We start from the raw sequence: 23,504 nt of genomic DNA on the forward strand, positions 1-23,504 counted from the left end.
GAGGAGCCTTGAGGAGCCCCGTTGTTCACCGAGATCGAGCATCCTGTCACGCTCGTGCTGGTCGATCCTTCCGCTCGCGGCGTGCGCGTGCCCGCGAGGCTCACCTACCGCCGCCGCGACCCGTTCGCGGTGCGGCTCAGCTTCCCGGGCATCTTCGGCCCGGACCTGGGCGACCTCACCTGGCTGCTCTCCCTCGAGATGCTCGAAGCCGGCCTGTTCGCCCCCGTCGGCGAGGCCGACGTCCGCGTGGTCCCCTCTCCCTCGGGAGTCCTCCGCCTCCACCTGCGGTCGGGCCGGGCGGAGGCCGTCCTCGAGGCGCCCACCCCCGACGTCGCTCTGTTCCTGCGCGCCTGCCGCGCCTGTGTGCCCCCGGGCGAGGAGAGCGCCGTCTACGACTGGGACCACGCCTGGGACGACGTCCTCGGCCGAGAGCGTTCCTGACCGTCCGTCGGTCGGCTAGGCGCCGGGCGACGCCGCCTCGGCGGGGCGGTGGATGCCGATGAGGCAGGTGTCGTCGTCGGTGTCGGAGCGGCTGTGGGCGAGCAGATGGTCGAGCTGGTCCGCGAGGGAGCCCGTCGCGGGGAAGGACGCGCTGCGGAGCGCGGCGTGGAGGTCGTCGAGGCCGCTGCTGTCCTTGCGTTCGATCAGGCCGTCGGTGAAGAGCAGCAGGGTGGCGTCCGGCGGCAGGGTCAGCTCCTGCTCCGCGTAGGCGGCGTCCGGGATGGCGCCGAGCAGGATGCCGTGGCCGAAGTCGACCGAGCGCGAGACACCTTCGTGCAGCAGCACCGGCGGCGGATGCCCGGCCCGCGCCCAGCGGAAGAGACGTTGCTCGGGCTGGTAGAGCCCGCACACCGCCGTGGCCGTGACGCTCTCGGTGAGGTGGAAGGCCACGTCGTTGAGCCAGGCCAGCAGCTGTCCGGGGCCGGCGCCGGTGGTGGCGAGGCCGCGCAGCGCGTTGCGCAGCGCCACCATGCCCGTCGCGGCCTCGATGCCGTGGCCGGCCACGTCGCCGACGGAGATCAGCACGTCACCGTTGGGCAGCGGCACGGCGTCGTACCAGTCGCCGCCCACCGCGTGGTCCTGGTGGGCCGGGCGGTAGCGGACGCCGATGGTGAGCCCGGCCATGGAGACCGTGCCGGGGGTGGGCGGCATGATGGCGTGCTGCAACCGGCGGGCGAGGCGGGCGCGTTCGTCGGCCTCGGCCTGGGTGTGGGCGAGTTGGTCGCGGGTGGCGCTCAGGGCGACCTCGGTCCAGTGGTGCGCGGAGACGTCCTGGCAGGCGCCGCGGATCGCGACGAGGCTGCCCGCCTCGTCGACCACGGGCTCCGCCACGACGCGGACGTGCCTCACCACGTGGTCGCTGTCCCGGTGGAACCGGACGGACACCTCGCGCGGCTCCTGGTGGAGGGTCACCCCGGCCAGGAAGGCGTCGAACGCCTCGCGGTCGTCGCGGTGCACCCACGCCCGCAGGTGCGACAGCGTCAGCGGGTCGCTGTGCGGCGCCAGGCCGAACAGCTCGAACAGCTCGGGGTTCCAGGTGGACCGCGAGCTGACCAGATCGTCCTCGAACCCGCCGATGCGGCCCAGCCGTTGGGCATGCTGCAGCATCGGCCCGAGCCGGGCGTCGTCCTCGTCGACCCGCCAGGTCAGCAGCACCGCGTCGTGGACGCGGCTCGCGCCGACACGGGCCCAGACGGTGACCGGGGTGTCCCCGACCTCGGCGACCAGCGCCAGCCGGTCGCACCGGAACGCCTCACCGCTCGCGTGGACGTGCGCGATCCGCTCGGCCGGGCCACCGGGCTGCCAGAAGCCCGGGTAGACGTCCCGCAGCGCCCGGCCCCGGACCAGCTCGGCGGAACGCCCGGCGGGGTCGACGAAGCACTCGTTGACGTGGGCGACGCGGAAGTCGAGAGGGTTGCCGTCCGCGTCGGGCAGCGGGGTGAGCACGAGGGCCGGGTCGTGGAGACTGTCCGCGAGCTGCCGCAGCACCTCCTCCGCGGCCACGGGGACGCCGGGGGCCGGAGTCGGGGGCGCCGCGGAGAGGGACATGGCGCCCGGAGCGCCGAAGACGCCCGCGGTCGCGAACTCCCCGGTGGCGGACGTCGCCGCGCCGCCGGGCGGGGCCGGCTCGTCCAGGGTGTGCGCCGCCAGCTCGGCCAGCGCCACCAGTTCGCGCTCGAGCCGGTCGTCCCGGGCGGGCGCGCCGCTGGTCCAGCTGATCTCCAGGGCGCCGACCACCCGGCCGCGCCGCAACGCCGGAACGGCGACGGTCACGGCAGCCACCGGGGCGGCAGCCGCTGCGGTGCCCGGCGTCGCGGGCGAGGGCTCGGCCCAGACCGGCTCCCCCGCCCGCACCGCCTGCGCCGCCACGCCGGGGAAACCGGGCAGGGCCCGCTCCGTCCCCGGCGCGAGCCGCAGCCCGGCGCGTCCGGCGAGCCGCAGACCGCCGTCCTCGCGGGCGGCCCACAGCTGGACGCTGTCGGCCCCGAAGGGCTGCAACGCGTGCTCCAGGATCGCCGTGACCGCACGCTGCCCGTCCTCGGCGTGCCACCGCGGCAACGCGGCCGCCTGCGTCCCGGACGACCCGTTCGGGACGCCCGGCGCGCGTCCCGCCGGGGTCGAGGGAGCGGGAACCGGTCCGTCCGCGTCGGCGCGCGGCGACGGCGCCGACGGGTCGGAGAGGATCTCGTCGGCGCAGCGGAGCACCGCCCGGCCCTGGGCGCGGGCGCGGGCGTGCAGCTCGCGCAGCGCCTCCTGCGGGCCGCAGCCGAGACGCTCCATCAGCACGCCCGTGGCACGGTCGACCAGGGCCCGCGCGTCGACGGACCCGCCCGCCGCGTCGAGGACGGCGTCGACCCGCTCGACGGTCCCGGCCAGTCGGCCGACCCCGGGCGCGCCCACCTGGGCGGCAGCCGCGTCGTCCTGGCGTTCCGTCACAGGCCCAGGACTTCCTGGATGGTGGCGACGAGCTGGCGCGCGTCGACCGGCTTGGTGACGTAGGCGTCCGCGCCCGCGGCCAGGCTCTTGTCCCGGTCGCCCGGCATGGCCTTGGCGGTCACCGAGACCACCGGCAGCGTCGCGTACTGCGGCATGGACCGGATCGCCGCGGTGGCCTGGTAGCCGTCCATCTCCGGCATCATCACGTCCATCAGCACCAGATCCACTTCCGGATGAGCCGTCAGGGTCTCGATGCCGAGGCGCCCGTTGTCCGCGTGCAGCACGCACATCCCCTGGATCTCCAGGATCTGGCTGATCGCGAAGACGTTGCGCACGTCGTCGTCGACCACCAGCACCGTCCGCGCGGCCAGGCGTTCGTCGACGGCCACCGCCACCGCCGCCGTTCGGGCGACCACGGGGACCGGCGCGGGCTGCTGCGTCGCCAGACGCTCACGCACCCGGTCGCGCAGCTCGTCGAGGCTGTCGGTGACGTCCAGCGGGCGGGCGCCGGTGCGTTCGCGCAGCGTCTGCTCGTGCGCGCCGGACAGGCCGCGGCTGTGCACCACCAGCGGGATGCCGCGCAGCGCGTGGTCCTCCTCCAGCGCCTGCAGGAACCCCCACAGCTGCTGGTCCTGCTCGCCCAACTCGACCACGATGCAGTGCTGCTGGTCGAGAGCGAGCACGGCCGCCGCCTCGGTCACCCCGGTCACCGTGCTCAGGCGGACGGGGCTGCCGTCCGGATCGACGGCGGCCAGATCGCCCACGGCGCTCTCCGCGACCAGCGTCAGCAGACCGCGCGCCTCCCGCTCCACGACCAGCAGCCGCCGCTCCGACGGCGTGTCGACGGCGGTGAAGCCCGGTTCCCAGTCCATCCCGGTCGGGAGGGCGGTCCGCTCCACCTGGGCCGGCACGTCGACGTCGGCGTGCTCGGGCGATTCGGGGTGGCGCAGCGGCAGGTGCAGCACGAAGCTGCTGCCCTCGCCCGGCCGGCTGGTGACGGTGATGACGCCGCCCAGCAGCCGGGCCAGCTCGCGGCTGATCGACAGACCCAGCCCGGTGCCGTCGTAGCGGCGGCTGGTGGTGCCGTCGGCCTGCTGGAACGCCTCGAAGATGATGGTCAGTTGGTCCTCGGAGATGCCGATGCCGGTGTCGCGGACCTCGAACGCGATGAACGGCCCGTAGCCCTCGACGCCCGCCGGCAGCTCGTCCGGCCCGGGGCAGGAGATGCGCAGGTCGACCCCGCCGCGCTCGGTGAACTTGACGGCGTTGGAGAGCAGGTTGCGCAACACCTGCCGCAGCCGGGACTCGTCCGTGACCATCGCCGACGGCGTGCCCGGCACCACCGCGACCCGGAACTGGAGCGCCTTGTCGCTGGTCAGCGGCCGGAAGGTGGCCTCGACGTAGTCGAGCAGCCCGCGCAGCGGCACCTCCTCCAGGCTGAGGTCCATCCGACCCGCCTCGACCTTCGACAGGTCCAGGATGTCGCTGATCAGTTGCAGCAGGTCCGACCCGGCGGAGTGGATCACGCCCGCGTACTCGACCTGCTTCGGCGTCAGGTTCCGGCCCGGGTTCTGCGCCAGCAGCTGGGCCAGCACCAGCAGGGAGTTGAGCGGCGTGCGCAGCTCGTGGCTCATGTTGGCCAGGAACTCCGACTTGTACTTCGACGCCAGGGAGAGCTGCTGGGCGCGCATCTCCAACTCCTGGCGGGCCTTCTCGATCTGCAGGTTCTTGGTCTCGATGTCCTTGTTCTGCGAGACCAGCAGTGCCGCCTTCTCCTCCAACTGCGCATTGGAGCGCTGCAGTTCGTCCTGGCGCGCCTGCAGCTCGCCGGACTGTGCCTGCAGTTCCGCCGCCAGGCGCTGGGACTCGCCGAGCAGCTCCTCGGTGCGGGCGTTGGCGAGGATGGAGTTGACGTTGACACCGATGGTCTCCATCAGCCGCTGCAGGAAGTCGCGGTGGACGGGCGTGAACGGCGTCACCGACCCGAGCTCGATGACGCCCAGCACCTGGTCCTCCACGATGATCGGCAACACCACCAGCGCGGTGGGGGCGATCCGGCCCATGCCGGAGGAGATGGTGGCGTAGCCGGGCGGCAGGTTCTCCACGTCGATGGTGCGCTTGCTGCGCGCCGACTGGCCCACCAACGTCTCACCGAAGGCGTAGCTGGTCGGCTCCCCCGGCGCGCGCCCGTAGGCACCGATCATGTGCAGCCGGGGGCCGTCGTCGCCCTCCGCCGCCACGTAGAACGCGCCGTACTGGGCCTCCACGAGCGGGGTCAGCTCATCCATGATCAGCTCGGCGACGACCGGCAGGTCGCGGCGGCCCTGCATCAGCGCGGACAGGCGCGCCAGGTTGGTCTTCAGCCAGTCCTGGTCGCGGTTGGCGCGGGTGGTCTCGCGCAGCGACTCGACCATCGCGTTGATGTTGTCCTTGAGGTCGGCGACCTCACCCGAGGCGTCGACGCTGATCGAGCGGGTCAGGTCGCCCTTGGCGACGGCGCTGGTGACCTGCGCGATCGCGCGAACCTGGCGGGTGAGGTTCCCGGCCAGCTCGTTGACGTTCTCCGTCAGCCGCTTCCACGTGCCGGAGACGCCCTCGACCTCCGCCTGGCCGCCGAGACGGCCCTCACTGCCGACCTCGCGGGCGACACGGGTGACCTCGGCCGCGAAGGCGGAGAGCTGGTCGACCATCGTGTTGATGGTCGTCTTCAGCTCCAGGATCTCCCCGCGCGCGTCCACGTCGATCTTGCGGGTCAGATCACCCTGCGCCACGGCCGTGGTGACCTGCGCGATCGAACGGACCTGCGCGGTGAGGTTGTCCGCCATGACGTTGACGGACTCGGTCAGGTCCTTCCAGGTGCCGGAGACGCCGCGCACGGTCGCCTGCCCGCCGAGGTTGCCCTCGGTGCCGACCTCGCGGGCGACACGGGTGACCTCGGCCGCGAAGGCGGAGAGCTGGTCGACCATCGTGTTGATGGTCGTCTTCAGCTCCAGGATCTCCCCGCGCGCGTCGACCTCGATCTTGCGCGTCAGGTCGCCCTGCGCGACCGAGGTGGCGACCTGGGCGATGGCGCGGACCTGGCCGGTCAGGTTGCCGGCCATGAAGTTGACCGAGTCCGTCAGGTCCCGCCAGACACCGGCGACGCCCGGCACCTCGGCCTGCCCGCCGAGGCGGCCCTCGGTGCCGACCTCCAGCGCGACCCGGGTCACCTGGTCGGCGAAGGAGGAGAGCTGGTCGACCATCGTGTTGACGGTGCTCTTGAGCTCCAGGATCTCGCCGCGCGCGTCGACCTCGATCTTCTGCGAGAGGTCGCCGCTCGCCACGGCGGTGGCGACCTGGGCGATGTCGCGCACCTGAGTGGTCAGGTTGCCCGCCATGGCGTTGACGGAGTCGGTCAGCGCCTTCCAGCTGCCGGAGACGCCCGGCACGTCGGCCTGCCCGCCGAGGCGGCCCTCGGTGCCGACCTCACGGGCGACACGCGTCACCTCGGAGGTGAACAGCGACAGCTGGTCGACCATGCCGTTGAAGACGACGGCGATCTCGCCGAGCAGTCCTTCGCCCTCGTCCGACAGCCGGGTGCTGAAGTCACCGTCCCGGACCGCGGTCAGCCCGGCCAGCAGTTGACCGAGCCCCGCCTCCGGCGTACCCACGGCCGACACCGCCTCGAGCTGTCCACGTTCCCCGCCCGACATCGCCGCCACCGCCTCCCGGCCCCCGCTCGCCCGGCGGATTTCGCCGGACGGACCGCGACGGCCACTCGCGAACATCTGGGCCAGCTTAGGGGGCCACAGCACCTCCGGGACATGCCCGGCACGCCCACCCCTGGATCGCCGAGGGCCGTGCATCCCCCTCGTTCGGGGGCTGTTCGAACCCGGACCATTGCACGAGCCATCCGAATGCGTGAGAGAAAGACCACCCGCACCCCACCCACCGTGTCGATCCGCACGCACGGGGTAGACGCCCGGTCCGGGTGGGTTCAGGCGGAAGCGTCGTCGAGTCGCCCCGTCATGCCCGCGAACGCGTCACGGACGGCGTCGGGGTTGTCGATCCAGGGAAAATGGCCGGCTGCCGCGATCGTGCGACGCACGATGTTCGGCTGCCTGAATCCGGGGGCTTCGTCCCACAGCCGCTGGTCGACGAGACGGTCCTCGGCGCCGCCGACGATCAGGGTCGGCACGGCCCGCGGCGTCCACAGCGCACGGTAGTCCGCGTCGAAGTGCACGTCCGCCCAGGCGACCGCGTCGTGGCAGTAGGGAAGCCCCTCCAGCAGCGCACGGCCTTGCGGCAGCCCGTCGGGGGTGAAGTTCCACGGCGCGGCGGCCACCGTGAGCTCGCGCAGCGTCGCGTCCCCGGGGGCCGCGGCGTAGCGCTCGGCCGCCTCGGCGAGACCGGGCAGCGGGTGCGCCTGCGCCCACCGCTCGAACCCGGAACGCCAGCCCGCATGCGGCGCGCTGCTGACCAGCACGAGCCCGGAGAGCCGCCGCTCCAGCTCCGGTACGGACAGCAGGAACATCCCGCCCGTGGAGTGCCCGACCATCACGGTGCGCTCCAGGCCCTCCACCGCCTCCGCGAGGACCCCCGGCCACCGCTCGAACGGGCGCGCGGGGACGGCCGGGCCGCGGTTCGAGCCGTCGCCGGGCAGGTCCACCAGCCACGTCGTCCCCGGGACCGCCGCCGCCTGCGCCAGCCCGGCGACCGACTCGGACCCGAGCCCCGGACCCCCGGGCACGAACAGCCAGTTCCACGGCCCGTCCCGCCGCGCCACCCGGCGCAGGCGCACGCCCGACCGCGTCCAGCGCTCCTCCGCCACGTCCACTCCGTCCTCCGTTCCCAAGCCGGTGCTCAACCCCGTGCTCAACCCGGTGCCCAACCCGGTGCTCAAGCCCGTGCTCAACCCGGCGACGTTACCGGCTCATTGACACGCGATGTGACGAGGGCACACCATGTGCGACGCGAGAGAGCGCTCTCTCAGCTCTGGCGAGCCTCTCCGTGCCCATCGTCCTGCCCCGGAACGCGTCCCCGAGGGGAGAGTCGCATGTCCACCCGCATGACCCGTCTCACCCGCGCCACCCGCTCCGCCCGGCTCCGCGCGCTCAGCGCGACCGCCGTGTTCGCCCTGCTGTCCGCGCTCTCCGCCGCCGGCGTCGCCGCGGCACCGGCCGCGAGCGCCGACACCCCGCCCCCGCCGCCGTCCGGCTGGACCACGGTGTTCAGCGACGACTTCGCCGGCGCGGCCGGGTCCGCGCCCTCGTCGAACAACTGGTTCTACGACCTCGGCACCGGCTACGGCACCGGCGAGATCGAGCAGACCACCAGCTCGACACAGAACGCCTACCTCGACGGCAACGGCCACCTCGTGCTCAAGGCCCTCGCCAACGGCAGCAGCTGGACCTCCGCCCGGATCGAGTCGACCCGCGACGACTTCCAGGCCCCGGCGGGCGGCAAGTTGGAGATGACCGCCTCCGTCGAGCAGCCCAACCCGGCGAACGGGCTCGGCTACTGGCCCGCGTTCTGGGCGCTCGGCTCGCCCATGCGTGCGGGCGGCGGCTGGCCGCAGTCCGGCGAGATCGACATGATGGAGGACGTCAACGGCCTCAACGAGGCCTCGCAGACCCTGCACGACTCGGCCGGGAGCAGCGGCCACCCGCTCATCGCCTGCCCGGGCGCCGGCTCGGGCTGCCAGACCGGCTACCACACCTACTCGGTCATCGTGGACCGGACGAACACCAGCGCCGAGTCGCTGCAGTTCCTCATGGACGGCACGGTGGAAAGCACCGTCACCGAGGCGTCCGTCGGGACCGCGGCCTGGCAGCAGGCGATCGACCACGGCTTCTTCCTCATCTTCGACCTCGCCATGGGCGGCAACTACCCCAACGGTGTGCAGGGATCGACCACGCCGACCGCCGCCACCAGCTCCGGCGCCTCGATGAGCGTCGGCTACGTCGCCGTCTACGAACAGGGCGGCAACTCCACGCCCACCGCGACCTCCACCGCCTCGGGCACGGTCACCGGCAACGGGGGCCTGTGCCTGGCCAACCAGAACTCGCTGAACACCGAGGGCAATCCGATGGCCCTCGCCGCCTGCGACGGCAGCAGCGGCCAGCAGTGGTCCACCTGGAGTGACAACACCGTCCGGGTGCAGGGCGGTTGTCTCGACGTGGTGAGCGCGGGCACCAGCAGCGGCACCAACACCGACTGGTACCCCTGCAACGGCACCCCGGCCCAGGGCTGGACCCACCAGGCGAACGGCGAGCTGGTGAACCCCAACTCCGGTCTGTGCCTGACCGATCCGGGCGGCAACACCACCTCCCGGCTGGACATCGAGACCTGCACCGGGGCCGCCGACCAGCTGTGGACCGGCCCGAGCGGCGGTGGCGGCGGCACCTGCGGGACCAGCGACCTCGCACTGAACCGCCCGGCGACCGCGTCCTCCCAGGAGAACACCTCCTTCCCGGCGCCGAACGCCGTCGACGGCAACCTGGGCACCCGCTGGTCCTCGCAGTTCTCCGACCCGCAGTGGCTCCAGGTCGACCTCGGCGCCACGCACACCATCTGCGGCGTCACGCTCGCCTGGGAGACCGCTTACGGCAAGGCGTTCCAGATCCAGACCTCGAACGACGGCACCAACTGGACGACGATCTACTCGACCACCACCGGAACGGGCGGCACGCAGACGCTGAACGTCTCCGGCAGCGGCCGCTACGTGCGGATGTACGGCACCGCGCGCGGCACCCAGTGGGGCTACTCGCTGTGGGAGTTCGACGTGCTGGGCAGCTGATCCCAGCCCGCGTCACCGGCAGCCGGGCCGCTCCCGTCCACCGTCCCCACGGGGACGCGCGGGAGCGCGCCCGGCTGCTTGTCGCGCAGGTGGGCCGCGAGCTGTTCGCGGACCAGACAGCGCAGGTCAAAGGCGTCGGAGGCGTTGTCGGCGGTCATCAGGGCACGCACCACCAGCGTGGTCGGGGTGCTGTCGACGACCTGGAGTGCCTGGCCCTGACCGTTCCACAGGTCCGTCGCACGAAGGATCTCGGCGAGGCGACGGCGCAGGTCGGCGACCTCGGCGCGGTAGTCGACGTGCAGCAGCGCGGTCCCGGTGATCGCCGGGTCGCGACGGGACCAGTTCTCGAACGGCTTTCCCGCGAAGGTGGAGGCGGGCATGACGATCCGGCGCTGGTCCCAGGTGGCGACGACGACATAGGTGAGGGTGATCTCCTCGACCGTGCCCCACTCCCCCGCGACGACGACCTCGTCGCCGATCCGCATCATGTCGCCGAAGGCGAGCTGCATGCCGGCGAAGAGGTTCGCCAGGGTGCTCTGCGCCGCGATGCCGGCGATCAGTCCGAGCAGGCCGGCCGAGGCGAAGACGCTGGTGCCGACGGTCCGCACGGTGCGGAAGGTCATCAGGATCGCGGCGACGGCGAGGACCGCGCACAGCGCCCCGGTGATCCGCCGCATCAGGTCCGCCTGGGTGCGCACCCGCCGCAGCCGCGCGGCGTCGCGCGGCTGGACGGTGTAGCGGGCGAGCCCCAGGTCGAAGCCCAGGCTCGCGATCCGGTACAGCAACCAGGCCGTGGCGGCGATCAGCAGCACGACGAGCGTGTGCCGGGCGACGCCGTCCGCGTCGCCCGCCCAGCGGAACCGGCTGCCGGCGGCCAGCAGGGCGATCGGCACGAGCGTCGCGAGCAGCGGCCTCCGGCACCGGCCGAGCACCCGTAGCGGCGTGCCGCCGCCCATCCTGCGCAGGCGGCCGGTCCTCTGTGCGGCGACCTCCGCCAGCTTGACCGCCGACCACGCGCCCGCCACGGATGCGGCGACGGCGACCACAGGCTCCGCGACGGATGCGACCGCTGGACTCATCTGGCCTCCCCACTCTCCGGCTGCGCGTCTCGCGCCCTCTCCCGGCCGCGCCTAACCGGACCGGTGACGGCCCAAACGGTGCGTCGGGGCGGCCCTTGCCACGCCTGGTGCTGGATCCCGACTACGTCGTGCGCCGGGTGCAGCCGGTCGCGCCGGAGCCTGCGGCAGGCACCACGGCACTCGCCCCGGCTCGTGCTCTCCCCCGGTGACCGAGGCGGGCTGTCATTCGCGGAGCAGACCTTCGCCTGAGGCCCGTGGGCGCGCGTCCCTCCGTGCGGTTCAGTCCGCAGTCCTGCCCCAATAGCCCATTTCCGCAGGACGGCCGTCGCGATACAGCACGATGCACCTGCCGCACGCCCGCGGCGGGAAGGGCAGGTCGTTCCCGAGCAGCGCGTCGTTCCACGCGGCGAAGCCGGGTCGGCCGTCTGGGAAGCAGGCGCGGAGCTGCTGGTCCGTGAGGAGCCTCATCATCCCGACCTCGTCCGGCCTGGCGGGGTCAGCGGAGAAGTCGAAGAAGTCGAGCACGGAGCCTGTGCCCTCGGTGAAGACGTACTCCTGCCACTCCTCGTCCTGCCACAGTTCCGCGAGGGACTTGCCCTCCCACGCTCCGAGGTCCTGATCTCGCAACGCCCGCTCCTGCGCCTGCCGGAACGCCACGGCAGGATCTTCCTGATACGGTCCGGTCGCCCACCATGTGTCCCCGCCCATCTGTGCCCGCCCGCCTTCCGGTCCCGTTGCCAACGCCGCGCCGCACCCTATCGGCGCCCGGTCCGCGACGATCCACAGCACGGTCACAGTCGCCGCCATCAGGCTTTGGCTGCGGGGCTGAACCCCGGCGGCGGAGAAGTCGGGCTTCCGGGCGACGCCCTCCGACTTGGATTCACCGGACACGGCCTGGATCGCGCAGCCAGTCCTACCGGTTCCCGTCCGAGGCAGGGGGTTCCGGCAGTTGGGGGAACTCCTGGGCGACCATCGCCGACGCCAGGGTGAGCCTTCTTCGGACAGGAGGTCTAGATGCTGCTACGACCGGACGGCGTGCCGTAGTACCAATGCTGCCCTTCCGGCGCGGGTGGCAAGGCGCCGGCGAGCAACAGTCTTATCGCCTCGCCGAGTTCGGCGACGGGACCCGCAGCGACGTGACCGGCGCCCCGCAGGTGGATGCTCTCTCCGTCCAGGACGTCCCAGCTCGCCACCTCGGCGGCGCTGACGCCACCGCGTGCGGTCAGGCGCGAGCAGGCCTCCTGCACCCAGGTGAGCAGCGCGGCCCGCTGGTCGGCGTCCAGCGGGTCCAGGAGTACGGAGAGGGAGCTCCCGACCACGGCGTTCACGCGCATCTCCTGGATCAGGTCACTGCGCCAGGACGGCTGCGGGTCTTCCAACGACCTTTCAGCGACGTGGATCGCCTCTGCGAACAGGACACCCAGCGCAACGTCGTAGGCCCAGAACATCGTGTCACCGAAGCGGATCGGCGTCGTACGACTCACTTGGCTCGCCCCTTCTCCCACCGCGTAGTGCCAGCCTGGCATTTCCAGGTCGCACCGTCACAGAGTTCGCGCAGGTCGCGTGGAGCACTGACACGCCCCGCCAGTGCTTCAGTGCGCCGCGCCGCTGAGGAGGGCGTGGGCGTGGGCGTGGGCGGCCGGGGCGTCGCCGGAGGCGATGAGGCGGGCGAGTTCGATGTGGGCGCCGGCGTCGAGGAGTTCGCCCGCGCGGTGGTCCAGTGGGGGTGTCTCCACGGAGATGAGCGCGCCGGCCAGCAGGGTGTTGAAGGCGAGCAGGTAGGCGAGGTTTCCGCTGCCCTCGATGATGAGGCGCCACCAGGCGACGTCGGCCTCGCCGAGGCTGTTCAGGTCGGGGCCCGCTTCGGCGTAGTGGGCCGCGGCCTCGGTGATGGCGGCGACGACGTCGGGGGTGGCCCGCAGTGCGCACAGGCGGGCCGCGTCGGCGCCGATGCAGGCGCGCAGTTCGACGGTGTCGCGCTCCAGGACGGCCGGGGAGACGGCGGCGCCGTGGATCTCGGGCAGGTCGACCAGGAGGTCGAGCCCCGCGGTGTGGCGCCAGTCGAGGACGCGGGTGCGGCCACCGTGGGCGACCTCGACCAGGCGGGCCTGCTGGAGCCGCTTGACGGCCTCGCGCACGGCGTGGCGGTTGACGCCGTACTCCTCGGAGAGCTCGCGCTCGGACGGGAAAGGGTCGCCGGGAGGCAGGACCCCGCCGAGGATGTCGCTGCGGAGCCGGGTGAAGAGCTGGTCGGAGACGGGCTCGCGGCGCAGCCGGGTCCGGGGTCCGGCGGCGGGGGCGGTGTCGGCGCGGGCGTTGTCGGCGCGGGCGTTGTCGGCGCGGGCGGCGGAGTCGTTCACGTCGGCCAGCATGGCTCGCACGGCGCGAGTGGTCAACTGGTCAACTGGTTGGACCAGCTATTGCCAAGCCCGGTCCGGGCTGCGTAGCCTCCCGGCCCATGGACCTCACGACCTACGCCATCCCGGCCTTCGTGGTGCTGATGGCTCTCGAACTGCTCTCGTTCGTCCTCCTGCCCGACGAGACCGAGCAGGGCTACGCGACGCGGGACACCGCCACCAGCCTGAGCATGGGCATCGGCTCGATCGTGGCCAACCTCGGCTGGGGCGTGCTGATCGTGGCGAGCTACCACTGGGTCGCCGAACTGGCCCCCGTCCACTGGGCGGTGGGCTGGGCCAGCGCCGCGGCGGTCTTCGTCGGCTGGGACTTCCTCTACTACTGGGAGCACCGCGCCGGGCACCGGATCCGGCTGCTGTGGGCCGCGCACGTCAACCACCACTCCAGCCGCCGCTACAACCTCTCCACCGCGCTACGGCAGACCTGGACGGGGATCGGCTCGCTGCCGTTCGGGCTGCCGCTGCTGCTGCTCGGCTTCTCCCCCGCGATGGTCTTCACCGCGCAGAGCGTGAACCTGCTCTACCAGTTCTGGATCCACACCGAGCGCATCGACCGGATGTGGCGCCCGATCGAGGCGGTGATGAACACCCCCTCGCACCACCGGGTGCACCACGGCTCCAACCAGGGCTATCTGGACCGCAACTACGGCGGGGTGTTCATCGTCTGGGACCGGCTGTTCCGCACCTTCACTCCGGAGACCGAGCGGGTGGAGTACGGCCTGACGCGCAACATCGACACGTACAACCCGCTGCGCGTCGCCTTCCACGAGTACGCCGCGATCGGCCGCGACCTGCGCGCGGTGCGCACGTTGCGGGAGCGCCTGACCGTGCTGCTCGGCACGCCGGGCGCGGCCTACGCGACCGTCGCCCTGGCGACGGCGAGGGACGGTCAGAACAGCTGACGCAGGCGGCGCAGCGGCGGGAAGCCGGCGAGCGGGCCGGCGCCCGTGCCGGTGCTCGCGCCGGCGGCGGCGGGCTCCGGCGCCGCGTGGCGCGGGGCGGCCCGGCGCGCGTCCCGCAGGGCGGCGCGGCGTCGGCGCAGCAGGTGCGCGCCGATGACGGCTGTCACCAGGCCGGCCCCGAACAGGAGCGCCAGGGCGACGCCGGACAGGAAGATCTCCAGGTTGTTCATGGTCGCGGTGGTACTGCCGACCAGCGCCACCGTGCGGTCGGGGCCGCCGTCGAGGTTGTCCGCGATCAGCAGTCCGGTGAAGGCCGCCGTCCCGCAGAGCAGAAGCAGACCGAGCAGAAGCATGCCGAAGCCTCTCGTCGTGGGAGCGAACCGGGACGGCGGGCGCCGTCCCCCTCTTCGCGTCTGACCACGTTTCAGGTCCCCAAACGGAGAACCGGGCACCGTGCTTCGATGCGGAAGCGATGCACATGTGTGGAGCGGAGCAGGGCGGCGCAGTGTTGATCGCGGCACTGTTTCGAGAGGTTGGGCATGACGGTTCGCATCTGCCTGTTCACCCGCGATCTGCGGCTGGCCGACAATCCTGTCCTGTTCGCCGCGTCGGCCGGTGGGCGCGAGGCCGTCGTCCCGGTGTTCGTGAGCGATCCGGCGGTCGCGGCCGCCGGATTCGCCGCGCCCAACCGGCTCGCCTTCCTGCACGACTGCCTCGCGAACCTGGACGGCGCGTTGCGCGAACGCGGCAGCCGGCTCGTGCTGCGCCGCGGCTCGGCGGCCGAGGAGGTCGCGCGGCTGGTCCATGACACCGGCGCGAGCGAGGTCCACCTCGCCGCCGACCACAGCGCCTTCGCCCGCGCCCGCGAGGAGCGGCTGCGGGCCGCCGTGGGCGGCGCAGGAGCGCGGCTGGTGACGCAAGAGGCGGTGGTCACCGCCGTGGCGCCGGGCGCGGTCACGCCGACGGGCTCGGACCACTACGCCGTCTTCACCCCGTACCTGCGCCGCTGGTCGCAGGTACCGCAGCGGCGCCCCCTGCCGCCGCCGCGCGGCCTGCTGACGCCCGCCGCCCTCGCCTCGGCCCCGCTGCCGCACCGACCGCCGGTGGACCGGCTCTCGCCGCAGCTGGCCAAGGGCGGGGAGAGCGAGGCACGGGCCCGGATGCGCCGCTGGCTGGACGGCCACCTGGACGACTACGAGGACGAGCACGACACCCTGGCCAACGACCTGACCTCGCGCTTCTCCCCCGACCTGCACTTCGGGTCGCTGTCGGCCACCGAGCTCGTCCACCGGGCGCGCACGGCCGCGAGCCCGGGCGCGCGCGCCTTCGAGCGGCAGTTGGCCTGGCGCGACTTCCACCACCAGGTGCTCGCCGCCCGCCCGGACGCGGCACACGCCGACTACCGGTCACGTCACGACCGTTGGCGTGACGACCCGGCCGAGCTGGAGGCGTGGCGACAGGGCCGCACCGGCTACCCGCTCGTGGACGCGGGCATGCGGCAGCTGAGCGCCGAGGGCTGGATGCACAACCGGGCCCGGATGGTGACGGCCAGCTTCCTGTGCAAGACCCTCGGCCTGGACTGGCGCGAGGGCGCGCGGCACTTCCTGTCGCTGCTGGTCGACGGGGACGTGGCGAACAACCAGCTCAACTGGCAGTGGGTCGCGGGCACCGGCACGGACACCCGCCCCAACCGCGTCCTCAACCCCGTGGCGCAGGCCAAGCGGTACGACCCGGACGGCGCGTACGTGCGCCGATGGGTGCCCGAGCTGGCCCGGCTGAGCGCGCCCGCGATCTTCGAACCGTGGCGGCTTCCGTCGGCGCTGCGCGCCGAACTCGGCTATCCCGCACCGCTGGTGGCGCTCGACGCGGCGCTCGCGCGGTTCCGTGCCCGGCGCGGCGTGGCTGCCTGACCGGGCGGCCTGACCCACCGGACCAGGCCGTCGACTCCGGCTGCCCGACTGTCGACCGCCGACGGTCGGGCAGTCGGCCCTCCGACGTTTCCCCGGTGTTCAACCGACTGCCCCTGGCTGTGCCCTGACTGTGTCCACTCACGCCCTACCGTGCCTGGTGGCGCGCGTGGGGAGGGGCCTATGGACACACAACGTGCGGTACGGGCACGTGGGTTGACGAAGTGCTTCGGCGACGTCGTGGCTCTGGACGGGGTCGATCTGGACCTGGCACCGGGGCAGATCCACGGCGTGGCCGGCCCCAACGGCGCGGGCAAGACAACGCTGCTCGGGCTCCTGCTCGGCCTGACCGTGGCCGACAAGGGCGAGTTGACCGTCCTGGGCCGCCGCGTGGGGCGGGCGCGCCCGGCGCCGCGGGGCGTCGCCGGTTTCGTCGACGGGCCGGGCCTCTACCCCTCGCTGACCGCACGGAAGAACCTGGCCGCCCTGGCGGCCCTGCGCGGCCAGGACGTGTCGGGCGGCCGGATCGGCGCCGCGCTGGCCGAGGTCGGGCTGACGGAGGTCGCCGACGACCGGGTGCGCGGGTTCTCGCTCGGTATGCGACAGCGCCTCGGTCTGGCGGCCGCGCTGCTGATCCAGCCGCGGCTGCTGGTGCTGGACGAGCCCTCCAACGGCCTGGATCCGGCCGGCAAGCAGCAGGTGCACGCGGTGCTGCGCGGTCTCGCGGACACGGGCACCACGATCGTGCTCTCCAGCCACCGCATGGACGACCTGGAGGCGCTCTGCTCCGAGGTGGTGATCCTGGCAACGGGCCGGGTCCGCTTCGCGGGCCCGCTGGGCAAGTTGGCGACGGACCAACGCGAGCTCGAGTACCGGCTGCTGACCTCCGATCCGGACACCGCCCGTCGAGTGGCCGGGGAGACGGAGGGCGTACGCCCGGTCGCGGGGACGGGCGCGTGGCGCGGCACGCAGGCGCTGCTGGTGCGCGCACTGGCCCCGGCTGTCGAGGGGTTGGTGGCCGCGCTGGTGGCCGCGGGCGTCGGCGTGCGCGAAGTCGCCCCGGTGGTCTCGCCGTTGGAAGCCGCGTTCCTGGCGCTGACCGAGGAGCCGGAGACGGATCAGCAGGAGACGGATCAGCAGGGGACAGTGCGGCAGGAGGGTGACCGGTGAGCGCGACCGTCTCCGAGGAGATCGAGTTCGACGCCGAGGACGAGGCGCCCACCGAGGAGCGGGTGCCGGTGACCCGGGCGTACCGGTTCGAGGTGGTCAAGCTGCTGGCGCAGTGGCGCGTCCGGCTGCTGCTGCTCGCCTGCTGGACGCTGCCCGGCCTGTTCGTGGCGGCGGTCGCCCAGCAGGGCACGCTGCCGTCCGACACGTTGTTCGGCCGGTGGATGCACGCGACGGGCTGGGCCGGTCCGCTGGTGGTGCTCGGGTTCTCCGGCTCGTGGGCGCTGCCGCTGCTGACCTCGGTCGTGGCCGGAGACGTGTTCGCCGTCGAGGACCGCCTCGGCACCTGGCGGCACCTGCTGGTCGCGGTCCGCTCGACGCGACGGATCTTCGTCGCGAAGGCGCTGGCGAGCGGCACGGTGATCGTGCTGCTGGTGGCCGGGTTGGCGCTCTCCGGAACGGTCGGCGGACTGGTCGCGGTCGGGAACAGGCCGCTGGTCGGCGTGGACGGGCACCAGCTGGCGCCGTCGGACGCGGCCGGGGCGGTGCTGCTGGCGTGGGTCTGTGCGCTGGCCCCCACGCTCGCCCTGGCGGCGCTCGGACTGCTCGGCTCGGTGGTGCTGGGACGCTCACCGATGGGCCTGCTCGTGCCGGCGCTCGCGGCCGTGGCGATGCAGCTCGCACAGATGCTGCCGCTGCCGGTGGCGCTGCGCCTGACCCTGCCCGGCTACGCGTTCGTCACCTGGAACGGCCTGTTCACCGCCCCCGCCCAGGCCGACGAGCTGCTGATCTCGGTCGTGGTGAGCCTGGCCTGGGCCGCGGTCGCCACGGCCTCGGCCTACCTCCTCTTCAAGCGACGGGACTTCACCGGCGGCAGCGACGACGGGCTCGGGCGCCGCGCGCTCGCCTTGGGGGCGCTGCCGCTGGCCGCACTGCTCGCGCTGACCTTCGCGGCGGTGGCGCTCGCAACACCCTCCACCGGCTCCGGCATCACCCAGGACAAGGTGCAGCAGCAGGTGGCGACCGTGTTCGCCCACCTGTACCGGCTGCAGACCGACGAGCTGCACCGGCCGGCCGTCACGGAGGCGCAACTGCAGACCAGTGCCGCGTGCGAGCGCGGCGACGGCCAGTCGACGGAGGACCCGTCGGGCGCGGGCAACGACTGGCACTGCGTCGTGACCTGGCACCTGCCCGGCGCCGCGGCCCCCGGCACCGCGCTCTACCAGCTCACCGTCGCCCCGAACGGCCGCCTGGAGGCGGACGGTGACGGACCGAAGGACGTGAACGGCTACTTCCTGGTGCGCACCCAGACCGGGGACGCACCGAACCCACTGTGGCAGTTCGACGGGAACGTCGAACTGCTGCCCACCCCTACGAAGGGATGACTCCATGCAGGTCACGCGTCGTCGACGTGTACAGAAGGAGCACATCGTCGTTCTCGGCCGGCGTGTCGGCCGCCGCGCCACGCTGGTGACGGCGTGCGTCACCGCCGTCGCCGTGGCCACCGGGACCGCCTTCGCCTCGACCCGCCAGTTCGGCTCGGAGCAGGTCGGCCAGCAGACCTCGCACGGCGAGGTCATCTCCAGCGACCAGTACCTGAGCCCTTACGGCACCCGGCTCGTCATCAACGACGGCAAGCTGATGGCGTCCCGGGTCAGCCCGGACGGCACCCACCTGGCGGCCGCGGTCGCCGACGGCGACGCGTCGTTGGTGGTGGTGAACCTCAAGACCGGTCAGGTGCAGCAGCGCATCGGCTCGGCGTCGGTGGACGACCTGCGGATTCCCAACGACGGTGTGGGCCAGGAGGCGCCGGTCTACTCACCCGACGGCACCCAGCTGTGGCTGGGGCAGGCCGACGGCTACACCCGGTTCACGGTCCAGGCGGACGGCAGCCTGGCCAACCCGGTGGCCGTGCGGATCGCCGCCCAGGGCACCCAGCAGGCCCTCGGCTCGGGGGCGGTGTTCTCCGCCGACGGCTCCACGCTCTACAGCGCGATCAACGGCCAGAACCGGGTGGTCGCGATCAACGCGGCCACCGGCGCGGTCGAGCAGAGCTGGACGGTCGGCAACGCGCCGCGTGGCATCGTGCAGGTGGGCCAGAAGCTCTACGTCACCAACGAGGGCGGGCGCGCGGCCCAGCCCGGGGAGTCGACGCTCAACTCCTACGGCACGCAGGTGCCGGCCAGCCCCGTCACCGGTGCGACGACGACGGGCACGGTCAGCGTCATCGACCTCGCGGACAGCTCGGCCGCCGTGGGCAGCATCGACGTGGGCCTGCACCCGACCGCCGTCTACGCCAAGGACGGTGCGGTGTTCGTCACCGACACCGCCTCCAACCAGGTGTCCGTCATCGACGCCCGGCGCGACAAGGTCGTGCAGACGATCGCCACCCAGCCCTGGCCCGAGGCCCAGGTCGGCTACGAGCCCGACGCGGTGACCCTCACCGACGACGGCCACCTGCTGGTCACCCTCGGCCGTGCGAACGCCGTCGCGGTCTACCGCTACGGCGGCCCGCAGGACCCGGTCAGTTACGTCGGCCTGCTGCCGACCGACTACTTCCCCACCGAGATCACCACGGTGGGCGGCCAGGTCGTCGTCTCCAACACCCGCGGCATCGACGCCCTGCGTCCCGACGCGACCGGTGCGCACAACACCCACGACACCACCTCCAGCCTGACCACGTTCACGCTGCCGAGCGACCGCGTCATCCGTGACCAGACCGCCAAGGTGTTCAAGGAGAACGGCTGGACCAACGACTCGGTCAAGCTGGCGAACGGCCACCGGGCCAAGCCCGTGCCGGTGCCGACCCGGATCGGCGACCCGTCGACGATCAAGCACGTGTTCCTGATCGTCAAGGAGAACCGCACCTACGACCAGGTCTTCGGCGACCTGCCGCAGGGCAACGGCGACCCGGCGCTCACGCAGTTCGGCGAGAACGTGACGCCGAACCAGCACGCGCTGGCGCAGCAGTTCGGGCTCTACGACAACACCTACGACGTCGGCACGAACTCCGCCGAGGGCCACAACTGGCTGATGCAGGCGGACGACCCGGAGTACACCGAGTCCTCGGCCGGCGAGTACCTGCGCAGCTACGACACCGAGGACGACGCGCTCGGCCACCAGGCCTCGGGCTTCCTGTGGACCGGGGCGCAGGCGGTCGGCCAGAGCGTGCGGGACTTCGGCGAGTTCCACCAGTTCCTGACCAAGCCGGCCGACGCCAGCTGGCAGAACCTGTACTGCGACGCCAAGACCATGGACACGACCGGGCAGCCCAGCGCCTACACGCTGGCCTCGTCCTCGCCGATCCCCTCGCTCAACAGCGTCTCGGTGTCCGCCTTCCCGAAGTTCGACCTGAGCGTGCCGGACCAGTACCGGTACGAGATCTGGAAGCAGGACTTCGAGAAGAACGGCCCGTCCGCGCTGAACATGCTCTGGCTCTCCAGCGACCACACCGGCGGTCCGGCCAGCCCGGCCGCGCAGGTCGCCGACAACGACCTGGCCACCGGCAAGATCGTGGACGAGATCTCGCACAGCCCCTACTGGAAGGACTCGGCGATCTTCGTCGTCGAGGACGACTCCCAGGCGGGCCTGGACCACGTCGACGGACACCGCGCGCCGATCCAGATCATCAGCCCCTGGGCGCACCACGGCGTGGTCGACGACCACTACTACTCGCAGATCACGATGGTCCGCACCATCGAGCAGATCCTCGGCATCCACCCGATGAACCAGAAGGACGCGGCCGCCACGCCGATGGGCACGGCCTTCACCGACAAGCCGGACTACACGCCGTTCACCGCGGTGCCCAACCGCACCTCGCTGACCGACGGCCTGTCCACCCCGCCGCCCTGCGGCGTCGACGTCCCGGCCGCCCAGGACCGCCACGCCTCCCCGGCCCCCCGCACCTCCGCCCCGCCGGCCGCGGAGCAGGCCGTCGCGGCGCAGTGGGCCGCCTGGCAGTCCCTGCAGCACCTGACCGGCCCGAACGCCATCCCGGACTACGCCAACCCGGCGCAGATGAACCACCTGGTCTGGTACGAGACCCACAACTGGGCCACCCCGTACCCGGGCGAGACCAAGATCTACTCCCCCAGCCAGGTCCCGGGCGCCTACCTCCCCTCCTCCGAGACCGACGGCTGATCGGCTCCGGCGCAGAAATCCTCAGGCCCGCGCGTTCCCGCGCGGGCCTGAGGCCTTGTGGGGCTTCCCGTCAGTCGTTGGGGACGCCGGACAAGGGGTTGACCGTCAGGTCGCCGCAGACGTTGAGGGTGCCGTTGTCGACTCCGCCGGTGACGGGAACCCTCACCTGACGGGTGGTGTTCGGCAGGATGATCGCGACCTTGGAGCCGGTCACCGCGCAGACCAGGCGACCGGAGGCGCTGCCCTGGGTGTTCACGTCGCTGTAGAGCAGCTCCGCGTTGGCGAGGCCGCCCGGACGCAGCGTCACCGGGGTCGCCGGGAAGCCCTGGTGGCGCACCGCGTCGAGCGGGGCGGACTTGCCCTGGTCGTCCGCCGGCTGCACGCCGGGGAAGCCGGCCAGGGTGCAGGTGTGGGCGGAGGTGTTGACCACGTGGATGTCAGCGAAGGCCGGCTCCTGCTCGGAGGCCCGGGCCGCGGGGCCCTGCACGGTGATCCTCAGGTCGGCGACCGTGCAGCGCGCCGCGCCGGTGGAGGTGCCCGAGCCGCCCGTGCCGACGCCCGACGAGCCCGTGGTCCCGGTGGACCCGGTGCCCGTCCCCGGCGCGGCTGTCGTGCCCGTCGAGCCCGAGGCGGCCGGGGCCGGGGAGCCGGCCGCCGAGGAGGAGCTGCCCGCACCCCCGCAGGCGGTCAGCGTGAGACCGGCGATCAGGGCGGCGCCAGCCGTGGCGAACAGACGAGAGGTGATGTGCATGTGATTCCCCCACAGGACAGGGCTGCTGCCCTGCCGTTTCCGCGTCGTCGTAGACCCTGCTCACCAGTTCTGTCCCGCGAAGATCCACGACTTCGTACGCCGACTGTCACGAGCCCGTCACAGGCGTCGGCCACCCCGCGTGTCAGTCGGGCTTCCTAGACTCCTGCGCAGGCACACACCCGCACAGGAGAGTACGGATGCAACGACTGGACGACCGGGAACTTCAGGGGCTGCAAAGCACGGTGCGCAGCACCACGTCGCCAACCGAGCGTCAGGAGGCGGCCCGGCTGCTCGGCACGCTGAGCGAGGAAGAGCAGGAGATCGTGACGGACGGCTTCCTGGCCGACGACTTCCCGCTCTCGGTCGCCTCCGACATCGCCCAGGGGATGTCGGGTTTGGCGAGGCGGTTCAGGGAGCGGCTGGCCGACCGGCTGCGCGGGCCTGCCGCGGCCTCGGGGCCGTTCGAGGAGGACCGGATATGGGCGGCCGAGGCCCTGGCCGCCCTCGGGCCCGAGTACCGCGACGAGGCCGTCGCGCTGCTGCGCGCCGCCATCGCCGACCCGCAGCAGGGCCGGTGGGAGTCCTACCGGGTCGCCCAACTGCGGTGGATGGCCGCCGTGATGCTGGCTGAGATCGACCCGGCGCTTCGCGAGGAGGCCGCCGCCGTCGTCCACGGGAACGACATCGCCAACGAGAGCCGGGAGAACGGCCTCGCCCGCGCGGTGCACCTGCGCGAGATCGGCGGCGCTCCCGCCGAGGAGGGCACGAACATGCTCCTGGAGGCGCTGGAGCACCTCGACGGGGACGACGACTTCCGCTACGACGTGGAGGAGGCGCTCGGCCTGCACGACGCCGACCAGGCCGAAGCCGCCGCGGTGGCGGAGGGGGCCCGCAGGGCGCTGGAGCTGACGCAGGAGCAGGCCGATCTGCGCAGCGCACTGATGGAGCTCGACGCGCTGGGCCTGCCCAACCTGGTGGAGCGGTACGAGTCCGGCCTGGCGGGTGCCTCGCCCGACCAGGCGGAGGCCCTCAGCGGGCGCTACCGCGACTACGTCGCCCGCGCCACCGCGGCCGACGCGAGGGCGGCACTGACGATGTCCGTGGACGAGTCGGCGGCCGTTCTGAGGGCGAGGCTGCCCGAGGGAAGCCGTGACGGCATATTCGTCGCCTGGACCGACGCGGCCGAGCCCCTGCTGGGCGACCCCGCGCTGGCGGCCGAGCGGAAGATCGTCGCCGGGGTCTGGCAGGAGCTGGAGCTCAGTCCCTACTTCGGCTGGCATCGCCCCCACCGCGGCGAGCGGGACGAGGACTACGTAGTGGAGATCGAGGCGTTGCCGGAGATCGGCCGCCGCGCGGTCACGCTGGTCTACCGGCACCACCCGGAGCTCCGCGCGGTACTGCTGCTCTGGGTGTTGCTCGGCCCGTGAAC

The 23,504-nt window shown here is 72.7% G+C and carries 17 protein-coding genes; 8 read left to right on the forward strand and 9 right to left on the reverse strand.

The genetic code is table 11. The features are described 5' to 3' along the window. Nucleotides 1–21: 21 nt before the first annotated feature. The gene (locus tag BMY61_RS14130; protein ID WP_042447129.1) at nt 22–441 is read left to right on the forward strand and encodes an SsgA family sporulation/cell division regulator; all 420 of its coding nucleotides are present in this window, start codon (nt 22–24) and stop codon (nt 439–441) included. Between the two features lie 15 nt (nt 442–456). On the opposite strand, the gene BMY61_RS14135 is transcribed toward BMY61_RS14130, so the two are convergent. The 3 genes from BMY61_RS14135 to BMY61_RS14145 form a co-directional block, all read right to left on the reverse strand. Beyond that, on the reverse strand, nt 457–2,937 hold the full coding sequence (locus tag BMY61_RS14135; RefSeq protein WP_042447126.1) for a SpoIIE family protein phosphatase: 2,481 nt from the start codon (nt 2,935–2,937) through the stop codon (nt 457–459). Continuing rightward, entirely contained in the window at nt 2,934–6,704 is a 3,771-nt protein-coding gene (locus BMY61_RS14140) for a HAMP domain-containing protein (protein WP_483316197.1), read from the reverse strand. The genes BMY61_RS14135 and BMY61_RS14140 overlap by 4 nt, the downstream gene beginning before the upstream one ends. Nucleotides 6,705–6,913: 209 nt before the next feature. Next, the gene (locus tag BMY61_RS14145; RefSeq protein WP_201777561.1) at nt 6,914–7,753 is read right to left on the reverse strand and encodes an alpha/beta fold hydrolase; all 840 of its coding nucleotides are present in this window, start codon (nt 7,751–7,753) and stop codon (nt 6,914–6,916) included. Nucleotides 7,754–7,972: 219 nt separating this feature from the next. Here BMY61_RS14145 and BMY61_RS47085 point away from each other — a divergent pair, with 219 nt between their 5' ends. Next, nucleotides 7,973–9,715, forward strand: coding sequence for a discoidin domain-containing protein (locus tag BMY61_RS47085; RefSeq protein WP_052438652.1), 1,743 nt, complete (start codon nt 7,973–7,975; stop codon nt 9,713–9,715). Here BMY61_RS47085 and BMY61_RS14155 read toward each other — a convergent pair. The 4 genes from BMY61_RS14155 to BMY61_RS14170 form a co-directional block, all read right to left on the reverse strand. Further along, nucleotides 9,679–10,794, reverse strand: a complete 1,116-nt coding sequence (locus tag BMY61_RS14155) for a mechanosensitive ion channel family protein (RefSeq protein WP_236655994.1) — start codon at nt 10,792–10,794, stop codon at nt 9,679–9,681. The two genes, BMY61_RS47085 and BMY61_RS14155, sit on opposite strands and share 37 nt — an antisense overlap. Nucleotides 10,795–11,073: 279 nt before the next feature. Then, entirely contained in the window at nt 11,074–11,685 is a 612-nt protein-coding gene (locus BMY61_RS14160) for a hypothetical protein (RefSeq protein WP_236655993.1), read from the reverse strand. A gap of 119 nt (nt 11,686–11,804) precedes the next feature. Beyond that, entirely contained in the window at nt 11,805–12,278 is a 474-nt protein-coding gene (locus BMY61_RS14165) for a hypothetical protein (RefSeq protein ID WP_042447123.1), read from the reverse strand. A 108-nt stretch (nt 12,279–12,386) separates the two neighbouring features. Then, nucleotides 12,387–13,154 (reverse strand): FadR/GntR family transcriptional regulator, encoded by a 768-nt coding sequence (locus BMY61_RS14170; protein WP_201777560.1) that lies wholly within the window; start codon nt 13,152–13,154, stop codon nt 12,387–12,389. A gap of 98 nt (nt 13,155–13,252) precedes the next feature. Here BMY61_RS14170 and BMY61_RS14175 point away from each other — a divergent pair, with 98 nt between their 5' ends. Beyond that, a complete protein-coding gene (locus BMY61_RS14175) occupies nt 13,253–14,110 on the forward strand; it encodes a sterol desaturase family protein (RefSeq protein WP_042447120.1) in 858 nt (285 codons plus the stop codon). Here BMY61_RS14175 and BMY61_RS46125 read toward each other — a convergent pair. Beyond that, complete coding sequence (locus tag BMY61_RS46125; protein ID WP_075003901.1) at nt 14,098–14,463, reverse strand: hypothetical protein; 366 nt, start codon at nt 14,461–14,463, stop codon at nt 14,098–14,100. The genes BMY61_RS14175 and BMY61_RS46125 overlap by 13 nt on opposite strands. A gap of 186 nt (nt 14,464–14,649) precedes the next feature. Here BMY61_RS46125 and BMY61_RS14185 point away from each other — a divergent pair, with 186 nt between their 5' ends. The 4 genes from BMY61_RS14185 to BMY61_RS14200 all read left to right on the forward strand — a co-directional run bounded on the left by BMY61_RS14185 (nt 14,650) and on the right by BMY61_RS14200 (nt 21,324). Beyond that, entirely contained in the window at nt 14,650–16,020 is a 1,371-nt protein-coding gene (locus tag BMY61_RS14185) for a cryptochrome/photolyase family protein (protein WP_042451050.1), read from the forward strand. 180 nt (nt 16,021–16,200) lie between these two features. After that, nucleotides 16,201–17,187 (forward strand): ABC transporter ATP-binding protein, encoded by a 987-nt coding sequence (locus BMY61_RS14190; RefSeq protein WP_042451052.1) that lies wholly within the window; start codon nt 16,201–16,203, stop codon nt 17,185–17,187. 20 nt (nt 17,188–17,207) lie between these two features. Next, nucleotides 17,208–18,569, forward strand: coding sequence for an ABC-2 family transporter permease (locus BMY61_RS14195; RefSeq protein WP_042451240.1), 1,362 nt, complete (start codon nt 17,208–17,210; stop codon nt 18,567–18,569). A 4-nt stretch (nt 18,570–18,573) separates the two neighbouring features. Beyond that, entirely contained in the window at nt 18,574–21,324 is a 2,751-nt protein-coding gene (locus BMY61_RS14200; RefSeq protein WP_042451054.1) for a bifunctional YncE family protein/alkaline phosphatase family protein, read from the forward strand. Between the two features lie 70 nt (nt 21,325–21,394). On the opposite strand, the gene BMY61_RS44130 is transcribed toward BMY61_RS14200, so the two are convergent. Then, a complete protein-coding gene (locus BMY61_RS44130) occupies nt 21,395–22,075 on the reverse strand; it encodes a DUF4232 domain-containing protein (protein ID WP_052438922.1) in 681 nt (226 codons plus the stop codon). Between the two features lie 197 nt (nt 22,076–22,272). On the opposite strand from BMY61_RS44130, the gene BMY61_RS14215 reads away from it, so the two are divergent. Beyond that, nucleotides 22,273–23,502, forward strand: a complete 1,230-nt coding sequence (locus BMY61_RS14215; protein ID WP_042451057.1) for a hypothetical protein — start codon at nt 22,273–22,275, stop codon at nt 23,500–23,502. Nucleotides 23,503–23,504 lie beyond the last annotated feature (2 nt).

The organism is Streptacidiphilus jiangxiensis, assembly GCF_900109465.1.
GTDB lineage: Bacteria > Actinomycetota > Actinomycetes > Streptomycetales > Streptomycetaceae > Streptacidiphilus > Streptacidiphilus jiangxiensis.